Below are 16,429 nucleotides of genomic sequence, written 5' to 3'. Positions count from 1 at the left end.
CCGTGGGGTTTCCTTTGGCCGGGTTCGCGGGATGATGGCGCGCATGAGCGACCAGCAGCCCGGACAGCACCCTGCGATCAACGGGGATGCCGACGACCAGAACCCCCGGACCAACGTGCGGCCGAAGTCAGCTCCCGAGCAGGCTTCACCGGACCAGGCCTCCCCGGAGCAGCCCGCTCCCGCTCAACCGGCTCCGGGACAGTGGGGGCCGCCCGCTGGCCAGCAGCCCGCCGGCCAGCCGTCGCCACAGTGGGGTCCCCCGCAGCAGGAACAACCAGCCTCGGCGCAGTGGCAGGCACCGGAGCAGTCCTGGGCGGCTCCAGCCGCAGCGGCTCCCGCCCACCAGCAGGCCAAGCAGCCGCAAGGCGTCCAGCAGACCCAGCAGTACGGCGCGCAGACCCAGCAGCATGCCTACGGCTACCCGCCGGCCCACGGTGACCGGGGCAAGCCCGGGAAGACCAGCTCGGGTTCCGGCAGGAAGTCGCCGATCCTCGGCATCGGACTCCTCGTCGCTGCGCTGGTCCTCGGGCTGCTCGGCGGCCTGTTGGGCGGCAAGCTCTCCGGCGGCGGTGGCGGCAAGGTGGACGCCAACCAGCTCGACATCACCGGGGTGAACCTGCAGGACCTGGTCTCGGTGCAGACCGTGGCCGAGCGGGTGCTGCCGGCCGTGGTGAAGATCGAGGCGATCAACTCCCGCAGTGGATCCACCGGCTCCGGCGTGGTGCTCACCGACGACGGCGAGATCCTGACGAACTATCACGTGGTGCATGCCGGGATGCAGCCCGGCGGCAAGATGCGGGTCTTCTTCAATGACGGCACGGCCCTGACCGCGAGCGTGATCGGCGCGGACCCCGCCACCGACATCGCGTTGATCAAGGCCGACGACGCATCCGGGCTGGCGACGCTGAAGTTCGGGTCCGCCGATGACATCAAGGTCGGCCAGGCCGTGGTTGCGGTGGGCTCGCCCTATGGGCTGGACTCCACCGTCACCGCCGGCATCATCTCCACGCTGAACCGCCCGGTCGCAGTGCCCGGGATGGATCAGCCGAACAAGCCGATGCTCTATCCGGCGGTGCAGACCGACGCCGCGATCAACCCCGGCAACTCCGGCGGCGCCCTGGTCAACATCAAGGGTGAACTGGTCGGGATGAACTCGGCCAACCGGCTGGCCGAGAGCAGCGACCCCTACGGCAGCGCCGACCTCGGTTCGATCGGCATCGGCTGGGCGATCCCGGTGAACGTGATCGAGCCGATCGTCGAGCAGTTGCGCAACGGCGACAAGGCCACCCACGCCTGGCTCGGCATCCAGCCCGGCGACGCGCAGAACTCCGGCGTCGCCCAGGGCGCCCTGGTCGAGGGCTTCACCAGCAACAGCCCTGCTGAGGACGCCGGCGTCAAGCGTGGTGACATCGTCACCGCCATCGACGACCAGCCTGTCGCCGAGGGCCTGGCCCTGATCACCACTGCGCTGCACTACCGCCCGGGCGACGAGGTCACCCTGACACTGACCCGCGACGGCAAGACGGAGGAGGTCACGGTCACCCTGGGTGAGCAGGAGGACCTGATCGCCGGTCTGGAGGACTGAGCCCTTCAGTCGTCCAGGGCCAGCAGCCGTTCCGCCTTCCAGCGCGACTCGGCGTACTCCTCGGCGACGTCGGAGGCGACCGTGATGCCGCCGCCGGTGCCGAGCCGCCAGGCCCGCCGCCCTTCGGGGCCGGTGCCACCGACCAGGCTCCGGATCACCACGCCCAGGTCGGCGCGGCCGTCACCGCAGATCCATCCGAACGCACCCGCATAGACACCGCGAGCGCTGGACTCCACCTCGGCGATGATCTCCATGGTGCGGCGCTTGGGAGCTCCGGTCATCGAGCCGGCCGGGAAGAGCTCACGCAGCGCGGCGACGGTGCCGACGTCGTCGCGCAGGCGGCCGCGGACGGTGGAGACGAGTTGGTGCACGCTGGGATAGGACTCGACGTCCATCAGCACCGGCACCTCCACCGTGCCCGGCACGCAGACCATTGCCAGGTCGTTGCGGAGCAGGTCGACGATCATCAGGTTCTCGGCGCGGAACTTGGCATCGGTGGCCAGGTGGCGCCGTTGTTCCTCGTCGTCAACTGGTGTGGCTCCCCGGGGCGTGGTGCCCTTGATCGGCTTGGTCTCGATCGTGCGGCGCCGGTCGATGGTGGCGTAACGCTCGGGTGAGGAACTGAGCAACCAGGTGCCGTGGTGCTGCAGGAACCCGGCGTACGGCGCGGGGTTCAGTTGGCGCAGCCGCAGGTACGCCGTGACCGGGTCCAGGTCGGCGTCGCGGGCGAGCCGGTAGGTCAGGTTCACCTCGTAGGAGTTGCCAGCGTGCAGGTGCTCGGTGACGCGGGCGAACGCGGCGGCGTACTCGCCGGGCACGGCCGTATCGGCGTCACCGTGCAGCGCCGGTGCGGGGGGCCCGGATCGTGCTGTGGCGTCGGCGTGCGGGTGGTCGAAGACCTCGACGTGGCGGGTCCGCATCCAGACCGCCGTCGGTGCAGGGTCCGCGGCATCCACCAGTGCCGGCAGGTCGGGCCGCGAGGCATACCCGAAGTAGCCGACCCAGTGCACACCCTCGTCATCGCCGGCCATCGCCGCCTCGAGGACGGCGAAGATGTCATCCCCGACCACCGCGCTCGTCCCTCCCCGGTGCCGGATCACCTGGCGGGTGGCGGCGTCGTAGGTGAGGGAGACGTCGTCCTCGTCGAGCCAGCCGATCAGCGAGCGCTGCCCCGACCACGGCCGCGAACCCCCGCCGTCGAGCCAGAAGCACCGCTCGTGGGCGGCAGCCACCTCGGCGAATCGCGCGGCCGGGTCCTGCCCGCTCATGGCCGCTCCAGGAAGTTGGCGACCAGGTCGGCGCCGTGGCGCGACAGGATCGACTCCGGATGGAACTGGACGCCGTGCAGCGGCAGTTCCCGGTGGCGCACCCCCATCACCACCGGCTCGCCCCCCGCGCCGGCGCAGGTCGCGGTGACCTCGAGGACGTCAGGCACCTCGGTGGCGGCCAGGGAGTGGTAGCGGACTGCCTCGAATGGGGTCGGGATCCCTGCGAAGACGGAGGCCTGCCCGTGCTCGACCAGGGCCACCTCGCCGTGTGCGGGGGCGATCCGGTCCACCGTGCCGCCGTACGCGACGACCAGGCCCTGCATGCCCAGGCAGACGCCGAGCACCGGCGTCGTACCGGCGCGCAGCACCTCGGTGCCGACGGCGAAGTCCGACGGGTTCGCCGGGTGTCCCGGGCCGGGCGAAAGAATCACCCGGTCGAAGCCCAGCGCGTACGCCGCGGTGACCTCGTCGTGCTGGACGACCTGCGGGATTTCCCCCTCGACGGCGGCGACCAGGTGGACCAGGTTCCAGGTGTAGGAGTCGTGGTGGTCCACGACGATGGTGCGCAGCGGTCGCTCCGCCCGGACCGCTGCCATCAGACCAGCAGGTCGCGGACCAGGTCGTGGATCAGGTCGAAGCCGTTCTCGGTGAGGATCGACTCGGCGTGGAACTGGATGCCACGGAAGTGTGGGCCGGCGACCAGGTGCACGTCACCACTGGCTGCGTCGGCCTGGACCGAGACTCCCTCGGGCAGGGCGGCGGCACCGTCCACGCGGGCGACGAACGTGTTGTAGAAGCCCACCCGCTCGGTGCGGCCGTCGATCTCCACCGGGGACTGGGTGCCCTGGAAGACGATGTCCTTGTAGCCGAGATCGAGGCCGAGCCGCTGGCACAGCGTCTGGTGGCCCAGGCAGACGGCGAGGAACGGCGTACTGGTGGCGAGCAGTTCGTCGACCGCGGCGCGGAAGGTGGCGATCTTGGGGTGGTCGCCGTCGCGGGGGTCGCCCGGGCCGGGGCCGACGATGACCAGGTCGTGCCCGTCGAGCGCGCCGGGGGTCCACTCCTCGTGGCGGACGACGGTCGAGGTCATCCCGATCACCCGCAGCACGTGCTGCAGCATGTTCACGAAGTCGTCCTCGCCGTCGAGGATGACCACGGACTTGCCCTTGAGCCCCGGGTCGGGCGTGGTGCCGGCCTGGTCGGTGAGCCAGAACGTGGAGAGTCGCTGGTTGCGGGCGTTGAGGGCGATCAGCACGTCCTCGTCGCGGGTCAGTTCGCCGATGCTGCCTGGGGGTGCCGCGGCCGGCGGGACCAGGCCGAAGGCGGAGAGGATGCCGCCGGCCTTGGCGTGGGTCTCGCGGACCTCGGTGGCCGGGTCCGAGTCGCGGACCAAGGTGGCCCCGGCGACGACCCGCAGTTCGCCTGCTGTGCTGACGTCGGCGGTGCGGATCACGATTGGGCTGTCCAGGGTGGGCTGGCCCTGCCGGTCGCGCCCGAAGAGGGCCAGCGCGCCGCCGTAGTAGGCGCGCCCCTCGTTCTCGTGGCGGGCGATCAGCCGGCAGGCGTTCTCCACCGGCGACCCGGTGAGGGTGGCGGCGTACATGGTGTCGCGCAGCACCTCGCGTACGTCGCGGTTGGTCCGGCCGGCGAGGAGGTATTCGGTGTGCACCAGGTGGGTCATCGGCTTGAGGAACGGCCCGAGCACCTGGCCACCCTCGGTGCAGATGTCGCAGATCATCTTCAGCTCTTCGTCGACGACCATGAAGAGCTCGTAGATCTCCTTCTCGTCGGCGAGGAAGTCGAGCAGTTGCGCCTTGGTGGTCTCGGCCGGCTGCGGCTGCTTCGGCAGGTGATAGGTCCCCGAGATCGGGTTCATCCGAACGTCGCCACCGTGCACGCTGACGTGGCGCTCGGGGCTGGCGCCGACCAGGAACCGCTCGCCGGTGAAGAACGCATAGGTCCAGTAGGCGCCGCGCTCGCGCTCCAGCAGGCGGCGCAGCACGGTCAGGGCCTGCTCAGCGCCCCACTGGTCCAGCCGGGCGCGGTAGTTGCGGCCGACCACCAGGTTCGCGCCCTCGCCGTTGCCGATCTCGGTGGCGATGACCTCCTCGACGACCGCGGTGTATTCCTCGTCGCTCAGCTCGAACGCGCCCCGGTCGGCGAACTCCAGCGGTACGTCGGGCAGTGCCGCGATCACCTCGTCGACCGGCAGGTGCACCTCGGTGTCGATCTCCACGACGACCAACGGCGTACCGTCGTCGATGGCCTCGAACCCGCGCTCGCGGACCTGGCGGAACGGCACCGCGACCAACCGGTCGAACTGGCGCCCGATCTCAGGTACGCCGTCCTCGAGGGGGATGTCGAGCAGGCTCTCCACTGTCTCCGGGGTGCCGCCGACCAGGACCACGCTCGGGGAGTCCTTCTGCCGGATGACGGCCCACGCCGGGTGCTCCTGCAACTGGTGCAGTGCGGTGGTGGCGTCGGGGCTGCTGGTCATGGGCCGCAGCCTATCCCCGCCGAGACGGCACGTGGTGACGCCCTGAGACGCCGAGACGGCACGTGTTCACGACAGGTTGTCGTGAACACGTGCCGTCTCGCGGACTTCGTCGCTGGGTCAGAGCGCGCGGAGGATGTCCTCCACCCGGTCCTTGGCGTCGCCGAAGAGCATCTGGCTGTTCTCGCGGAAGAAGAGCGGGTTCTGCACGCCGGCATAGCCCGAGGCCATGGAGCGCTTGAAGACCACCACGTTCTTCGCCTCCCACACGGTCAGCACCGGCATGCCGGCGATCGGGCTGCCCGGGTCCTCCGAGGCAGCCGGGTTGACCGTGTCGTTGGCACCGATGACCAAGACGACGTCGGTGTCGGCGAAGTCATCGTTGATCTCGTCCATCTCCAGCACCACGTCGTAGGGCACCTTGGCCTCGGCCAGGAGCACGTTCATGTGGCCCGGGAGGCGCCCGGCGACGGGGTGGATGCCGAAGCGGACCTCGACGCCCTTCTCCCGCAGCTTGGCGGTCAGCTGCGCGACGCCGTACTGCGCCTGGGCGACGGCCATGCCGTAACCGGGGGTGATGATCACCGAGCTGGCCTCGGAGAGCATCTCGGCCACTGCCTCGGCGTTGGTCTCGCGGTGCTCGCCGTAGTCCTTGTCCTCGCCCGGACCGGCCTCGATCCCGAAGCCACCGGCGATGACGGAGATGAACGAGCGGTTCATCGCCTTGCACATGACGTAGGAGAGGAAGGCACCCGAGGAACCGACCAGTGCACCGGTGATGATCAGCAGCGGGTTGTTGAGCAGGAAGCCCGAGGCCGCTGCGGCCCAGCCGGAGTAGGAGTTCAGCATCGAGACCACGACCGGCATGTCGCCGCCGCCGATGGAGGCGACCAGGTGCCAACCCAGGGCCAGCGCGAGGATGGTGACCAGGATCAGCAGCCACAACTGCGGGTCGATGACGAACCAGACGGTCAGCGCCACGAAGAGGACCAGCGTGCCGAGGTTGATGTAGTTCTTGCCCGGCAGCATCAGCGGGGCGGACTTCATCTTCGCCGAGAGCTTGAGGTAGGCGACCACGGAGCCGGTCAGCGTGACGCCACCGACGAAGACGCCGATGAAGACCTCGGCCGAGTGGATGCCGAGCATGTCCTGGAACTTCAGCGCCTGGACCGCAGCGCTGTCCTCGCCCTTGTGTTCGGCGTGCAGGTAGGCGTTCCAGCCGACCAGGACGGCGGCAGCACCCACGAAGGAGTGCAGCAGGGCGATCAGTTCGGGCATGCCCGTCATCTCGACGACGCTGGCCTTCTGCAGCCCGATCAGGGCACCGATGACGACGGCACCGATCATCAGGCCGATGCCGAGGCCCGAGGGCTCGTTGTCGAAGGCCAGCGCGATGGTGGCCACCAGCGCGACCGCCATGCCGGCGATACCGAAGGTGTTGCCCAGCTTGGCGGACTCGTGCTTGGCGAGACCGGCCAGGGCCAGGATGAAGAAGAGGCCCGCAACGAGGTAGGCCGCAGTGGATACGGAAAGCATTTCCATGGGTCAGCCTCGATTCAGGAACGGGTGAACATCGACAGCATGCGGCGCGTCACCGCAAAGCCACCGAAGATGTTGATGGAGGCCAGCAGGATCGCTGCGGCCGCAATGATGGTGATCACGGTGCCGTCGTGGCCGATCTGGAGCAGCGCCCCGACCACGATGATCCCGGAGATCGCGTTCGTCACCGACATCAGCGGCGTGTGCAGCGCGTGGTGCACGCCGGTGATCACGTAGTAGCCGATCACGACGGCCAGGGCGAAGATGATCAGCTGGCCCTGGAGCACGGCCGGGGAGGCAGCGACCAGCAGGCCAAGCAGGGCACCGGCACCGAGCACGCCGCCCAGCTTTGCGCCGGGGCTCAGCGGCTTCTTCTCCTCCTTGGCCGGAGCAGCCTCAGCCGCGGGCGCAGCAGCGGGTGCCGCGGAGACCTGCACCGGCGGCGGCGGCCAGGTCGACTCGCCGTCGCGGACCACGGTGATGGAGCGCTGCACGACGTCGTCGAAGTCGAGGACGAGCTGGCCGTCCTTCTCGGGCGTCATCAACTTGAACAGGTTGACCAGGTTGGTGCCGTAGAGCTGCGATGCCTGGGCAGGGAGCCGACCGGCAAGGTCGGTGTAACCGATGATCGTGACGCCGTTGTCGGTCTCGATGGCCTCGCCGGGGACGGAGCCCTCGACGTTGCCGCCGGAGCCGGCAGCCATGTCGACGATGACCGAACCGGGCTTCATCGAGGCGACCATCTCGGCGGTGATCAGGCGCGGCGCGGGGCGTCCCGGGATCAGCGCGGTGGTGATCACGATGTCCGTGCTGGGCACGGTCTCGGCGTAGAGCGCCGCGGCGCGGGCGTTGTAGTCGTCGCCCATCTCCTTGGCATAGCCGGTCGCGGACACCTCGGCCTCGGGGTCCTCGACCGCGAGGTATTCACCACCGAGGGAGGCGACCTGGTCAGCAACCTCCGGACGCGGGTCGGTGGCCTTGACCACGGCACCCATCGAACCGGCTGCGCCGATCGCGGCCAGGCCGGCGACACCGGCACCGGCGACCAGGACCTGGGCCGGGGGGACCTTGCCCGCAGCGGTGACCTGGCCGGTGAAGAAGCGCCCGAAGACGTGGGCTGCCTCGACGACCGCGCGGTAACCCGCGATGTTGGCCATCGAGGAGAGCACGTCCAGTGACTGCGCGCGCGAGATGCGCGGCACCGCGTCCATCGACAGGGCGGTGATCGGACGCGCAGTGAGGTCAGTGACCACTGCTTCGTCCAGGCGCGCGTTCAGGATGCCGATCAGGGTCGCGTTCTGACGCAACTGGTCGAGCTGGGCAGCGGCGGGGTTGTTCACCGACAACACGATGTCGGCGTCGAACGGGTCGCCGATCGTCGCTCCGGCCTCGACATAGGCCTCGTCGGCGAAGCTGGAAAGCTCCCCCGCGCCGGACTCGATCACCACTTCATAGCCCAGCTTCAACAGCTGGGTCACGGTGGCAGGAGTCGCGGCAACACGGGTCTCGCCCGCCTGCGCCTCCTTGATGACGCCGATGATCATGTGATCACTCCGATTCAAGATGCTTGTGTCCGGGTGCAATCTAGGACCCGGTTGCCCAATATCCGGGCATTCGTCCCAGCATGCGGATGGTGACACACGTCGCGTTGCGCAGGACGCGGGCGTTTGTTTGGCCCACGCACAGGTGGGTAGACATCGGCTGCACCGCCAAGACCACCATCGAGAGAGAGAGATCCATGCGCCGCACCACTGTTGTCGCCGCCGTCCTGATCCCGCTCCTCGGCCTCGCTGCATGCGGGTCCGACGACGAGCCCGACGAGAACAACAACTCCTCCCAGACCACCGACGAGGCGCCCACCCCCGAGGACGAGCCCACCGAGGAGGAGTCGGAGCCTGCCGAGGACGAGTCCAGCGAACCCGCCGGCACCGCCAGTGGCGAGAACCCCGAGTGGGCGCACCCGGTGACCACCCCGGGTGAGTTGCTGACCACCATCGAGGCCGGCGACCTGACCGTGGAGGTCTACCAGGTCGGCCTCGCCGAGGCCACCAAGGACGGCATGCTCGTCGACTCCGAGACCAAGGAGTCGATCATGAAGAAGGGCGACGAGATCGTCTTCGTCAACTACGTGGTCACCAACAACGGCGACCCGATCGACTTCGGCTCCAGCCTGGTCCAGGTCAACGCGAAGTACGCCGACTGGAACTACCTCGGCGGCATGCCCAGCGACAGCAGCAGCGACCTCTTCGAGGAGCAGGGCGTGAACAAGTCCGGCGTCGTCCCGGGCACCCGGACCGACCCGCCGATCTACACCTTGGGCTCCGGCCAGACCCTGTCGTTCGGCGACAACTTCCTCTATCAGAAGGGCTCGGAGGTCACCTTCGAGGTCCGCTACACCCCGGTGGACGCCGAAGGTGAACTGATCCACGACGAGCGCGTCGAGGCTGAGGGAACCACCACGATCAAGTGATTCGTCCGGGCACCTGCCCGACGGAGCCCCCGAGGGCCCGGTTGTCGCACTGCGGCGACCGGGCCTTCGTGCGTGTCATGCGTGGGAGTCGTGTGTGTGGAGGCCGTCGCCGGCTCCCGTCTCAGAGTTCGGCGAGGACCTCGTCGACCCAGGCCGGCACCAGTTCCCCGGCAGGACCCTGGCGAGCCTCGTGGAACTGCTCGGACCCCTCACTCGGGACCAGGTTGAGTTCGAGGGTTCGGGCACCGCAGGCGCGGGCCAACTGGACGAACCCGGCGGCCGGGTAGACCGCGCCCGAGGTGCCGATAGAGACGAAGAGATCGGCCCGCATCAACATGCCCTGGATCCGGTCCATCTGATAGGGCACCTCACCGAACCAGACCACGTCGGGGCGCAGTTCCGGGATGCCGCACCCCGGGCACGACGGGAAGTCGCTGAGTTCGCCGTGCCACGGCGTACGTCGGTCGCAGGCGCGGCACAGCGCGGAGAGCAGTTCGCCGTGCATGTGGATCACGTCGTGGGAGCCGCCGCGCTCGTGGAGGTCGTCGATGTTCTGGGTGACCAGGCCCAGGTCGCTGCCGAGCACCTCGCCCAGCCGCCCCAGGGCCACGTGGGCCGGGTTCGGCTCCACCCCGGCCAGGGCCGCGCGGCGGGCGTCGTAGAACTTCTGCACCATCGACGGCTTCGCGTCGTACGCCTCCGGTGTGGCCACGTCCTCGACGCGATGCCCCTCCCACAGCCCGTCCGCGTCGCGGAACGTGGGTACGCCGCTCTCTGCCGAGATGCCGGCACCGGTCAGCACAACGATCTTCACGCCCCACACCCTAGGCGGAACCCCGTCGCCGGGGACGCGCCCGGCATCGAGTGGTCACTCGGAGAGACAAACGGTGGGCAGATTCCTCTCCCGTGACCACTCGATGGGGAGGTCCGTTCAGTCGGTGCCCTTGCCGACCGAGACTGCGGGGCTCGGCTCCACCGGACCTCCTCCGTCGGCCCGCATCCGCCTCACTCCTCCCTCAGTCGGGGCGACCCAGGTGGGTGCAGACGCACGCCTTGTTGCCCTGCGAGTCGGCGAGCACCGTGAACGCCGGCGCCTGGGACTCATCCGCCAGGACCCCACCGGCAGCCAGGGCAGCCGCGATCCGCGGGCCGGCGACCTCGGGCGGCACCCGGATGTCGAGGTGGAAGCGTTGCCGCGGCTCCTCGTGCCGATCGGTGTGCTGGAACCAGATCGTAGGGAGGTTCCCCGACGGGTCCACCAGTTCGTCATCGAGGCGCGGCGAGTCTGCCAGGGCGAGCACGGCCGCCCAGAACGGGCGGATCTCGGCGATGTCCCACGTGTCGATCGCGAGTTCCAGTTCCTGCACCACTCCCGGGTCGGCGGCGACACCGAGGCCCGCGGCGATGCCACTGATCCGCCGGGCCAGGTCCACGTCGCGCTGCGTCTTCGCGTGTACATCGTGGCTCGTCAAGGTGACGTCGACGTGCCCATAGCGCAGGTCGACGTCGGGGTGGTGGTTGGCTGCCTCGGCCGCCTCCCCGATCGCATTGACCAGCCGCAGGCCGGTCGCGAAGTCGCCGGTGCGGAAACGAGTGCGCAGCGTCAGGTAGATCGAGCGCCAGTCATCGAGACCCATGGCCCCGATCTGGTCACCACTGAGCCGTTCTGTTGGGGGCTTTCCTGGCACGGTCCCTCACTCGGGCTGGATCGGCTGCTTGGGCAACTTCTTCACCCGTGCCCGGCGCTTCTTGCGGGTCGGGATCATCGAGCGCATCTCCTCGAGCTTGCCGAAGCAGAGCAGTCGGTCGTCCGCCTCGAGCACGTGCTTGCCGAAGGGGTTGGGGATCACCGTGGTGCCCCGGTGCAGGGTCAGCACGGTGATGTCGCGTTCACGCAGCCCCGATTCGGAGAGCGTCTTGCCGACCAGGTCCGCGTCACCGTGCACCACGAGTTCGGCGACGCCGTACCCGGTGGAGATGCTCAACCGTTCGCGGACGTCGATTTGCGGGAAGGCGACCTGGTTGGCGATGTAGTCGATGATCGCACCGGCGACGTCGAGCTTGGTGGCGGTCTCGATGCCCTCCAGGCCCGGCGAGGAGTTGACCTCCATCACCAGCGGCCCGTCGTTCCCCTCGAGCATGTCGACGCCAGCGACCTTCAGGCCCATGATCTGGGAGGCGCGGACGGCAACCCGTTCGTATTCGGGGTCCAGCTCCACGGCCTCCACCGAGCCGCCGCGGTGCACGTTGGAGCGGAACTCGTCACCGTGCGCCACCCGGCGCATGGCGGCGACCACACGGTCGCCGACCACCAGGGCCCGGATGTCACGGCCCTTGGACTCGGAGACGAAGCGCTGGATCAGCACCTGCTGCCGGGTGCTCTGCAGGGTCTCGATGATGGCCTCGGCGACCTTGATGTCAGGCGCCAGGATGACCCCGATGCCCTGGGTGCCCTCCAGCAGCTTGATCACCACGGGGGCGCCGCCGACCCGCTCGATCGCGGGAATCACGTCGGCGCGGTCACGGACGAAGGTGGTGGCCGGCATGTGGATCTGGTGCCGGGAAAGGATCTGCGAGGCACGCAGCTTGTCGCGCGAGTTGTTGATGCCGGTGGCGGTGGCGGGCGTGTAGACGTCCATCTGCTCGAACTGGCGCACCACCGCAGTGCCGAAGTAGGTGATCGAGTTGCCGATCCGGGGCAGCACCGCGTCGTAGTCAGAGAGTTGCTTGCCGCGGAACTGCAGGTCCGGATCGTCCCCGGAGAGGTCGATCGCGAAGCGGAGTGTGTTCAGCACCTTGACCTGGTGGCCGCGGTCGAGCGCCGCCGTACGGAGGCGTTGGGTGCTGTAGGAGCGCGGTGCGCGGGACAGGATGGCGAGCTTCATTCCTACCTGGTTGCCTTGGCTGGTTGGATGTCTGTCGTGACGGAATCCCATTCAAGCACCCCGACGGTGATCGCCGGTTGGCGTGAGTGGGTGCGCCTGCCCGCCATGGGCGTTGGCCCGGTGAAGGCAAAACTGGACACCGGGGCACGCACCTCCTCGCTCCACGCCTTCGAACTGGAGGAGTTCGAGTGCGACGGCGCCGAGTGGGTCCGGTTCTCCGTGCATCCGTGGCAGCGTTCCGACGAGGACGCGGTCCTGGTGGAGTGCCCGGTGCTGGACCGCCGGATGGTGCGCAGTTCGACGGGCCACGAGCAGGAGCGGTACGCCGTGACCACCGAGATCGAGATCCTCGGCCGCACCATCACCACCGAACTGACGCTGAGCCGCCGCGACGAGATGGGCTTCCGGATGCTGATCGGCCGGCAGGCACTGGAGCAGGGGTTCCTGGTCGACTCCAGTCGTTCCTATCTGGGCGGGCGTCCGTCACGGCGTACCAGGCGGCTCAACCGCGGCCGGGAGGCATGAGGAGTGGCACGGGAATCATTCGCGATCGGCAACGTCCGGGTCCGCGCAGGCTCGGCCAAGGAGGTGGAGCTGCCGATCACTCGGCTGGTGACCGGCGGTGACGTCAACCTGCCGGTGCGCGTGGTGCACGGGCGCGAACCGGGCCCGGTGGCCTGGGTGAACGCCGCCATCCACGGCGACGAGGTGAACGGCGTCGAGGTGATCCGGCAGGCGCTGGCGACGCTGAGCCCGAAGACCTTCCGCGGCACCCTGCTCGCGGTGCCGGTGGTGAACGTCCTCGGCTTCCTGGCCGGTGACCGCTACCTGCCGGACCGGCGCGACCTCAACCGGTCCTTCCCCGGGTCGTCGCGCGGTTCGCTGGCCAGCCGGATCGCGCACCTGTTCATGACCGAGGTGGTCAGCAAGTGCGAGGTCGGCATCGACCTGCACACCGCGGCCGATCGGCGTACGAACCTGCCCCAGATCCGGGCCGACCTCGACGACCCGGCCACCCGGGAACTCGCCGAGGCGTTCGGCGCGCCGGTGATGCTGCACGCCAAGCTGCGCGACGGGTCACTGCGCCAGGCCGCTCGCGATGCCGGGGCGCGGGTGCTGCTCTATGAGGCCGGCGAGGCGCTCCGCTTCGAGGAGGACCCGATCGCGGTCGGTGTCGCCGGGGTACGCCGCGTGCTCGCCACCATGGGGATGATCGACGACGAGGACGCCGGTGGCGAACGCGTGATGCCGGTCGAGTGTCGCGCCAGCGGTTGGGTCCGCGCCCGCGGCACCGGCATCCTGCACATGGAGGCCCACCTGGGCGACCGCGTCGAGGAGGGCCAGCGACTCGGCGGCCTCTCCGACACCTTCGGACGCCGCGTCCGGCTGGTGCACGCCGACCGGCCCGGCATCGTGGTCGGGCTGACCCGCGCCCCGATCGTCAACGCCGGGGATGCGCTGGTGCACATCGCCACGCCGTACGACGGGGAGTGAGGCCGGGCCAGGGAGCGCGCAACCTCGAACCGGTCACCTAGACCAACCTCGCATCGTCGTGCCAGCGGATGCCAGCACAGAACTCGGTCTGCGCCTCCGAATGCCAGCTGAGGATCACCGTCACGCTTGCTGGCGAGCTGCGCGATCCTCCGCCAACTGGGCCATGACCTCAGCGTGCGGAATGGTCTGCACCTTTCCGCTGAGGATGTCGCCGATCCGGGAGTCAATCTCGACCGTCCAGGCATCCTGGACTGAGTCATCGTCGGCGACCTCAAGGGATTCGAGCAGACGAAGGGCGACGTCCTTGCGCACCGAAGGAGGCAGGTTCATCCCCGCCTCAAAGAACTCCGACTCGCTCAGCGGCATGACCTCAGCGTACGCGCGACCCACCGGGATGCGGCCGCTCTCCAAGGCGAGTGCTTCTCGAAAGGACCGAAGTCGCCAGACTCATCGATGAAGATGCTCAGTTCGCGCACTGTCACGTCCTGACAAAACGACTTGAGGCGGGCATCGCCCGCCTCAAGAGGGTGGCGGGGGGTATCCCCACCTAAAGGGTGGACCATGACCTTTCGGTCAGCCCAGATCACCAACTCTAGCAGCGCGAGCCGACGCCTGAGACTCAGTAGTACCAGGGGAACTCTGACCAGTCCGGGTCCCGCTTCTCGAGGAACTGGTCACGCCCTTCGACGGCCTCATCGGTCATGTAGGCAAGCCGGGTGGTCTCGCCGGCGAAGAGCTGCTGCCCGACGAGCCCGTCGTCGATCAGGTTGAACGAGTACTTCAGCATCCGTTGCGCGGTGGGCGACTTGCCGTTGATCTTGCGTCCCCACTCCAGCGCCTCCTTCTCCAGGTCGGCGTGGTCGACCACCTTGTTGACCGCGCCCATCGCGTGCATCTCCTCTGCGGAATACACGTCACCCAGGAAGAAGATCTCGCGGGCGAACTTCTGCCCCACCTGCCGCGCCAGGTACGCCGACCCGAACCCGCCGTCAAACGAACCGACGTCGGCATCGGTCTGCTTGAACCGGGCGTGCTCGCGCGAGGCCAGCGTCAGGTCACAGACCACGTGCAGCGAATGGCCACCACCCGCGGCCCAACCGTTGACCAGGCAGATCACCACCTTGGGCATGAAGCGGATCAGCCGCTGCACTTCAAGGATGTGCAGCCGCCCCAGCCGGGCCTTGTCGATCGGGCTCGGCTCCTCGCCCCCGGTGTCCGTGCTGCCAGCGGCACCGGCCTCGTACTCATAGCCGGCGCGGCCACGGATCCGCTGGTCACCACCTGTGCAGAACGCCCACTTGCCGTTCTTCTCGCTCGGCCCATTCCCGGTGAGCAGAACGCAGCCGACATCGGCCGACGTACGTGCGTGCTCCAGCACCCGCAGCAACTCGTCCACCGTGTGCGGGCGGAACGCGTTCAACACGTCGGGCCGGTCGAAGGCGACACGGACGGTGCCGTGCTCCCGGGCCCGGTGATAGGTCAGGTCGGTCAGGTCCTCGAAGCCCGGCACCACGTCCCAGGCTTCGGCGTCGAAGATTTCGGAGACTCCGTTGATCGCGCTCATGCGCGAAGGCTATCGGGCGCTGGAATCAAGCAGCGCGTCGTGTTGTTCTGCAGGCATGACACTTCAGGGCGAGTACGAACCGAGCAGCGCCGAGTGGGTCCGCAACCAGGTCGCGGCGTACGAGGCCTCCGGCGGCGCCGAGGCGAACACCGTGATGGACCGCCCGATCGTGGTGATCACCTCGCGCGGCCACAAGTCCGGCAAGCTGCGCAAGAACCCGGTGATGCGCGTCGAGCACGACGGCGTGTACGCCGCGGTCGCCTCCAAGGGCGGTGCCCCCGAGCACCCCGAGTGGTTCCACAACTTCGTTGCCGACCCGCACGTGGACCTGCAGGACGGGCCCGATCCCCACACGTACGCCGCCCGGTTGGCCACCCCGGCCGAGCGCACCGAGTGGTGGCCGCGTGCGGTCGAGGCGTTCCCGCCGTACGCCGAATACCAGGAGAAGACCGACCGCGAGATCCCGCTCTTCCTCCTCGAGCGCGTCTGAACCTCCGTCAGGAGGAAGCGCGGGCGATCGAGACCGCCAGCCCGACCAGATGGCGCAACCGGGCGAGTTCGGAGTCCAGGATCGCCGGCCCGCCGCGCCGCCCGAGCAGCACGAGTTCGTCGCTGCCCAGCGGTGCGGCGGCACAGATGTTGTCGTTGCCGATCTCAAGGACCGTTGCTTCCTTCAGGTCGTGCCAGGCGAATTCCTCCGGCGCGGCCGAGGTCCGGTGCAGCACCTCGGCGCCCCCGTCGCCACGGCGTACCCACGCGCCCCAGTCGGCGCGGAAGGTCAGCGGCAACAATTCGACCAGCCGGGTCATCGCCTGGCCCGGGTGCGCGGTGAGTTCCTCGACCGCCTCCAGGTCATAGAAGAGGTTGCCGCCTGCGGCATAGCGGGAGATCCACACCACCTGTACGCCGTCGAGCGCCGTGCAGGCGGAGACGATCGAGTCGGGCATCACGCCCGGGGCCAGCTCGAGGAGTACGTCGTCCACGGCGGTCCCGTCGTGGCGGTGCTCGATGATCTCGATCGCCTCGATGTCACCGCCGGCCTCACCGATGGCCGTGGCCAGGCGACCCAGGGATCCGGGGACGTCGGGAAGTTCGACTCGCAGCAGGAACGCCATGCCCACCACCCTAGT

The 16,429-nt window shown here is 68.9% G+C and carries 16 protein-coding genes and 1 pseudogene; 5 read left to right on the top strand and 12 right to left on the bottom strand.

Going from position 1 to position 16,429, the window contains the following annotated elements; all coding sequences use genetic code 11:
* Window positions 1–43: 43 nt before the first annotated feature.
* Entirely contained in the window at window positions 44–1,585 is a 1,542-nt protein-coding gene (locus tag Q9R27_RS15740) for a trypsin-like peptidase domain-containing protein (RefSeq protein ID WP_311253349.1), read from the top strand.
* Window positions 1,586–1,590: 5 nt separating this feature from the next.
* Here Q9R27_RS15740 and Q9R27_RS15735 read toward each other — a convergent pair whose 3' ends face one another.
* The 5 genes from Q9R27_RS15735 to Q9R27_RS15715 all read right to left on the bottom strand — a co-directional run bounded on the left by Q9R27_RS15735 (window position 1,591) and on the right by Q9R27_RS15715 (window position 8,430).
* Window positions 1,591–2,853 carry an anthranilate synthase component I family protein gene (locus Q9R27_RS15735; RefSeq protein ID WP_311253348.1) on the bottom strand — a complete coding sequence of 421 codons (1,263 nt, stop codon included), beginning with the start codon at window positions 2,851–2,853 and terminating at the stop codon, window positions 1,591–1,593.
* The gene (locus tag Q9R27_RS15730) at window positions 2,850–3,449 is read right to left on the bottom strand and encodes an aminodeoxychorismate/anthranilate synthase component II (RefSeq protein ID WP_311253347.1); all 600 of its coding nucleotides are present in this window, start codon (window positions 3,447–3,449) and stop codon (window positions 2,850–2,852) included. The genes Q9R27_RS15735 and Q9R27_RS15730 overlap by 4 nt, the downstream gene beginning before the upstream one ends.
* A complete protein-coding gene (locus Q9R27_RS15725) occupies window positions 3,449–5,350 on the bottom strand; it encodes an anthranilate synthase family protein (RefSeq protein WP_311253346.1) in 1,902 nt (633 codons plus the stop codon). Before Q9R27_RS15725 ends, Q9R27_RS15730 begins: the two co-directional genes overlap by 1 nt.
* Before the next feature lie 117 nt (window positions 5,351–5,467).
* On the bottom strand, window positions 5,468–6,889 hold the full coding sequence (gene pntB / locus Q9R27_RS15720; protein WP_311253345.1) for a Re/Si-specific NAD(P)(+) transhydrogenase subunit beta: 1,422 nt from the start codon (window positions 6,887–6,889) through the stop codon (window positions 5,468–5,470).
* 14 nt (window positions 6,890–6,903) lie between these two features.
* Window positions 6,904–8,430: a Re/Si-specific NAD(P)(+) transhydrogenase subunit alpha gene (locus Q9R27_RS15715; protein WP_311253344.1), complete on the bottom strand. Its 1,527-nt coding sequence runs from the start codon at window positions 8,428–8,430 to the stop codon at window positions 6,904–6,906.
* 194 nt (window positions 8,431–8,624) lie between these two features.
* Between Q9R27_RS15715 and Q9R27_RS15710 the strand changes: the two genes are divergently transcribed.
* Window positions 8,625–9,356, top strand: coding sequence for a hypothetical protein (locus tag Q9R27_RS15710; RefSeq protein WP_311253343.1), 732 nt, complete (start codon window positions 8,625–8,627; stop codon window positions 9,354–9,356).
* A 121-nt stretch (window positions 9,357–9,477) separates the two neighbouring features.
* Here Q9R27_RS15710 and Q9R27_RS15705 read toward each other — a convergent pair whose 3' ends face one another.
* The 4 genes and pseudogenes from Q9R27_RS15705 to Q9R27_RS15695 all read right to left on the bottom strand — a co-directional run.
* Entirely contained in the window at window positions 9,478–10,170 is a 693-nt protein-coding gene (locus Q9R27_RS15705) for an NAD-dependent deacylase (RefSeq protein WP_311253342.1), read from the bottom strand.
* A gap of 202 nt (window positions 10,171–10,372) precedes the next feature.
* Window positions 10,373–10,993, bottom strand: a complete 621-nt coding sequence (locus Q9R27_RS15700; RefSeq protein ID WP_311253341.1) for a 4a-hydroxytetrahydrobiopterin dehydratase — start codon at window positions 10,991–10,993, stop codon at window positions 10,373–10,375.
* 57 nt (window positions 10,994–11,050) lie between these two features.
* Complete coding sequence (locus Q9R27_RS18785) at window positions 11,051–11,305, bottom strand: cation:proton antiporter regulatory subunit (protein WP_397219948.1); 255 nt, start codon at window positions 11,303–11,305, stop codon at window positions 11,051–11,053.
* A gap of 78 nt (window positions 11,306–11,383) precedes the next feature.
* Window positions 11,384–12,241, bottom strand: a pseudogene (locus Q9R27_RS15695) (RimK family alpha-L-glutamate ligase); the annotation flags it as partial.
* 36 nt (window positions 12,242–12,277) lie between these two features.
* Between Q9R27_RS15695 and Q9R27_RS15690 the strand changes: the two are divergent.
* Window positions 12,278–12,766, top strand: coding sequence for a RimK/LysX family protein (locus tag Q9R27_RS15690; RefSeq protein WP_311253339.1), 489 nt, complete (start codon window positions 12,278–12,280; stop codon window positions 12,764–12,766).
* Window positions 12,767–12,769: 3 nt separating this feature from the next.
* Window positions 12,770–13,735, top strand: coding sequence for a succinylglutamate desuccinylase/aspartoacylase family protein (locus Q9R27_RS15685; RefSeq protein WP_311253338.1), 966 nt, complete (start codon window positions 12,770–12,772; stop codon window positions 13,733–13,735).
* 120 nt (window positions 13,736–13,855) lie between these two features.
* On the opposite strand, the gene Q9R27_RS15680 is transcribed toward Q9R27_RS15685, so the two are convergent.
* Together Q9R27_RS15680 and Q9R27_RS15675 are read right to left on the bottom strand one after the other, a co-directional pair.
* Entirely contained in the window at window positions 13,856–14,101 is a 246-nt protein-coding gene (locus Q9R27_RS15680; RefSeq protein WP_311253337.1) for an addiction module protein, read from the bottom strand.
* A gap of 253 nt (window positions 14,102–14,354) precedes the next feature.
* Window positions 14,355–15,299 (bottom strand): 1,4-dihydroxy-2-naphthoyl-CoA synthase, encoded by a 945-nt coding sequence (locus Q9R27_RS15675; RefSeq protein ID WP_311253336.1) that lies wholly within the window; start codon window positions 15,297–15,299, stop codon window positions 14,355–14,357.
* A 55-nt stretch (window positions 15,300–15,354) separates the two neighbouring features.
* Here Q9R27_RS15675 and Q9R27_RS15670 point away from each other — a divergent pair, with 55 nt between their 5' ends.
* Complete coding sequence (locus Q9R27_RS15670) at window positions 15,355–15,789, top strand: nitroreductase family deazaflavin-dependent oxidoreductase (protein WP_311253335.1); 435 nt, start codon at window positions 15,355–15,357, stop codon at window positions 15,787–15,789.
* A 7-nt stretch (window positions 15,790–15,796) separates the two neighbouring features.
* On the opposite strand, the gene Q9R27_RS15665 is transcribed toward Q9R27_RS15670, so the two are convergent.
* Window positions 15,797–16,429, bottom strand: a 633-nt coding sequence (locus Q9R27_RS15665; RefSeq protein WP_311253334.1) for an ACT domain-containing protein, incomplete at its 5' end; no start/stop codon positions are given.

Source organism: Nocardioides sp. AE5 (assembly GCF_031844485.1).
Lineage (GTDB): Bacteria > Actinomycetota > Actinomycetes > Propionibacteriales > Nocardioidaceae > Nocardioides.
Note: the sequence above shows the minus strand (reverse complement) of the source record. Positions and strands in the feature narration are given on the sequence as shown.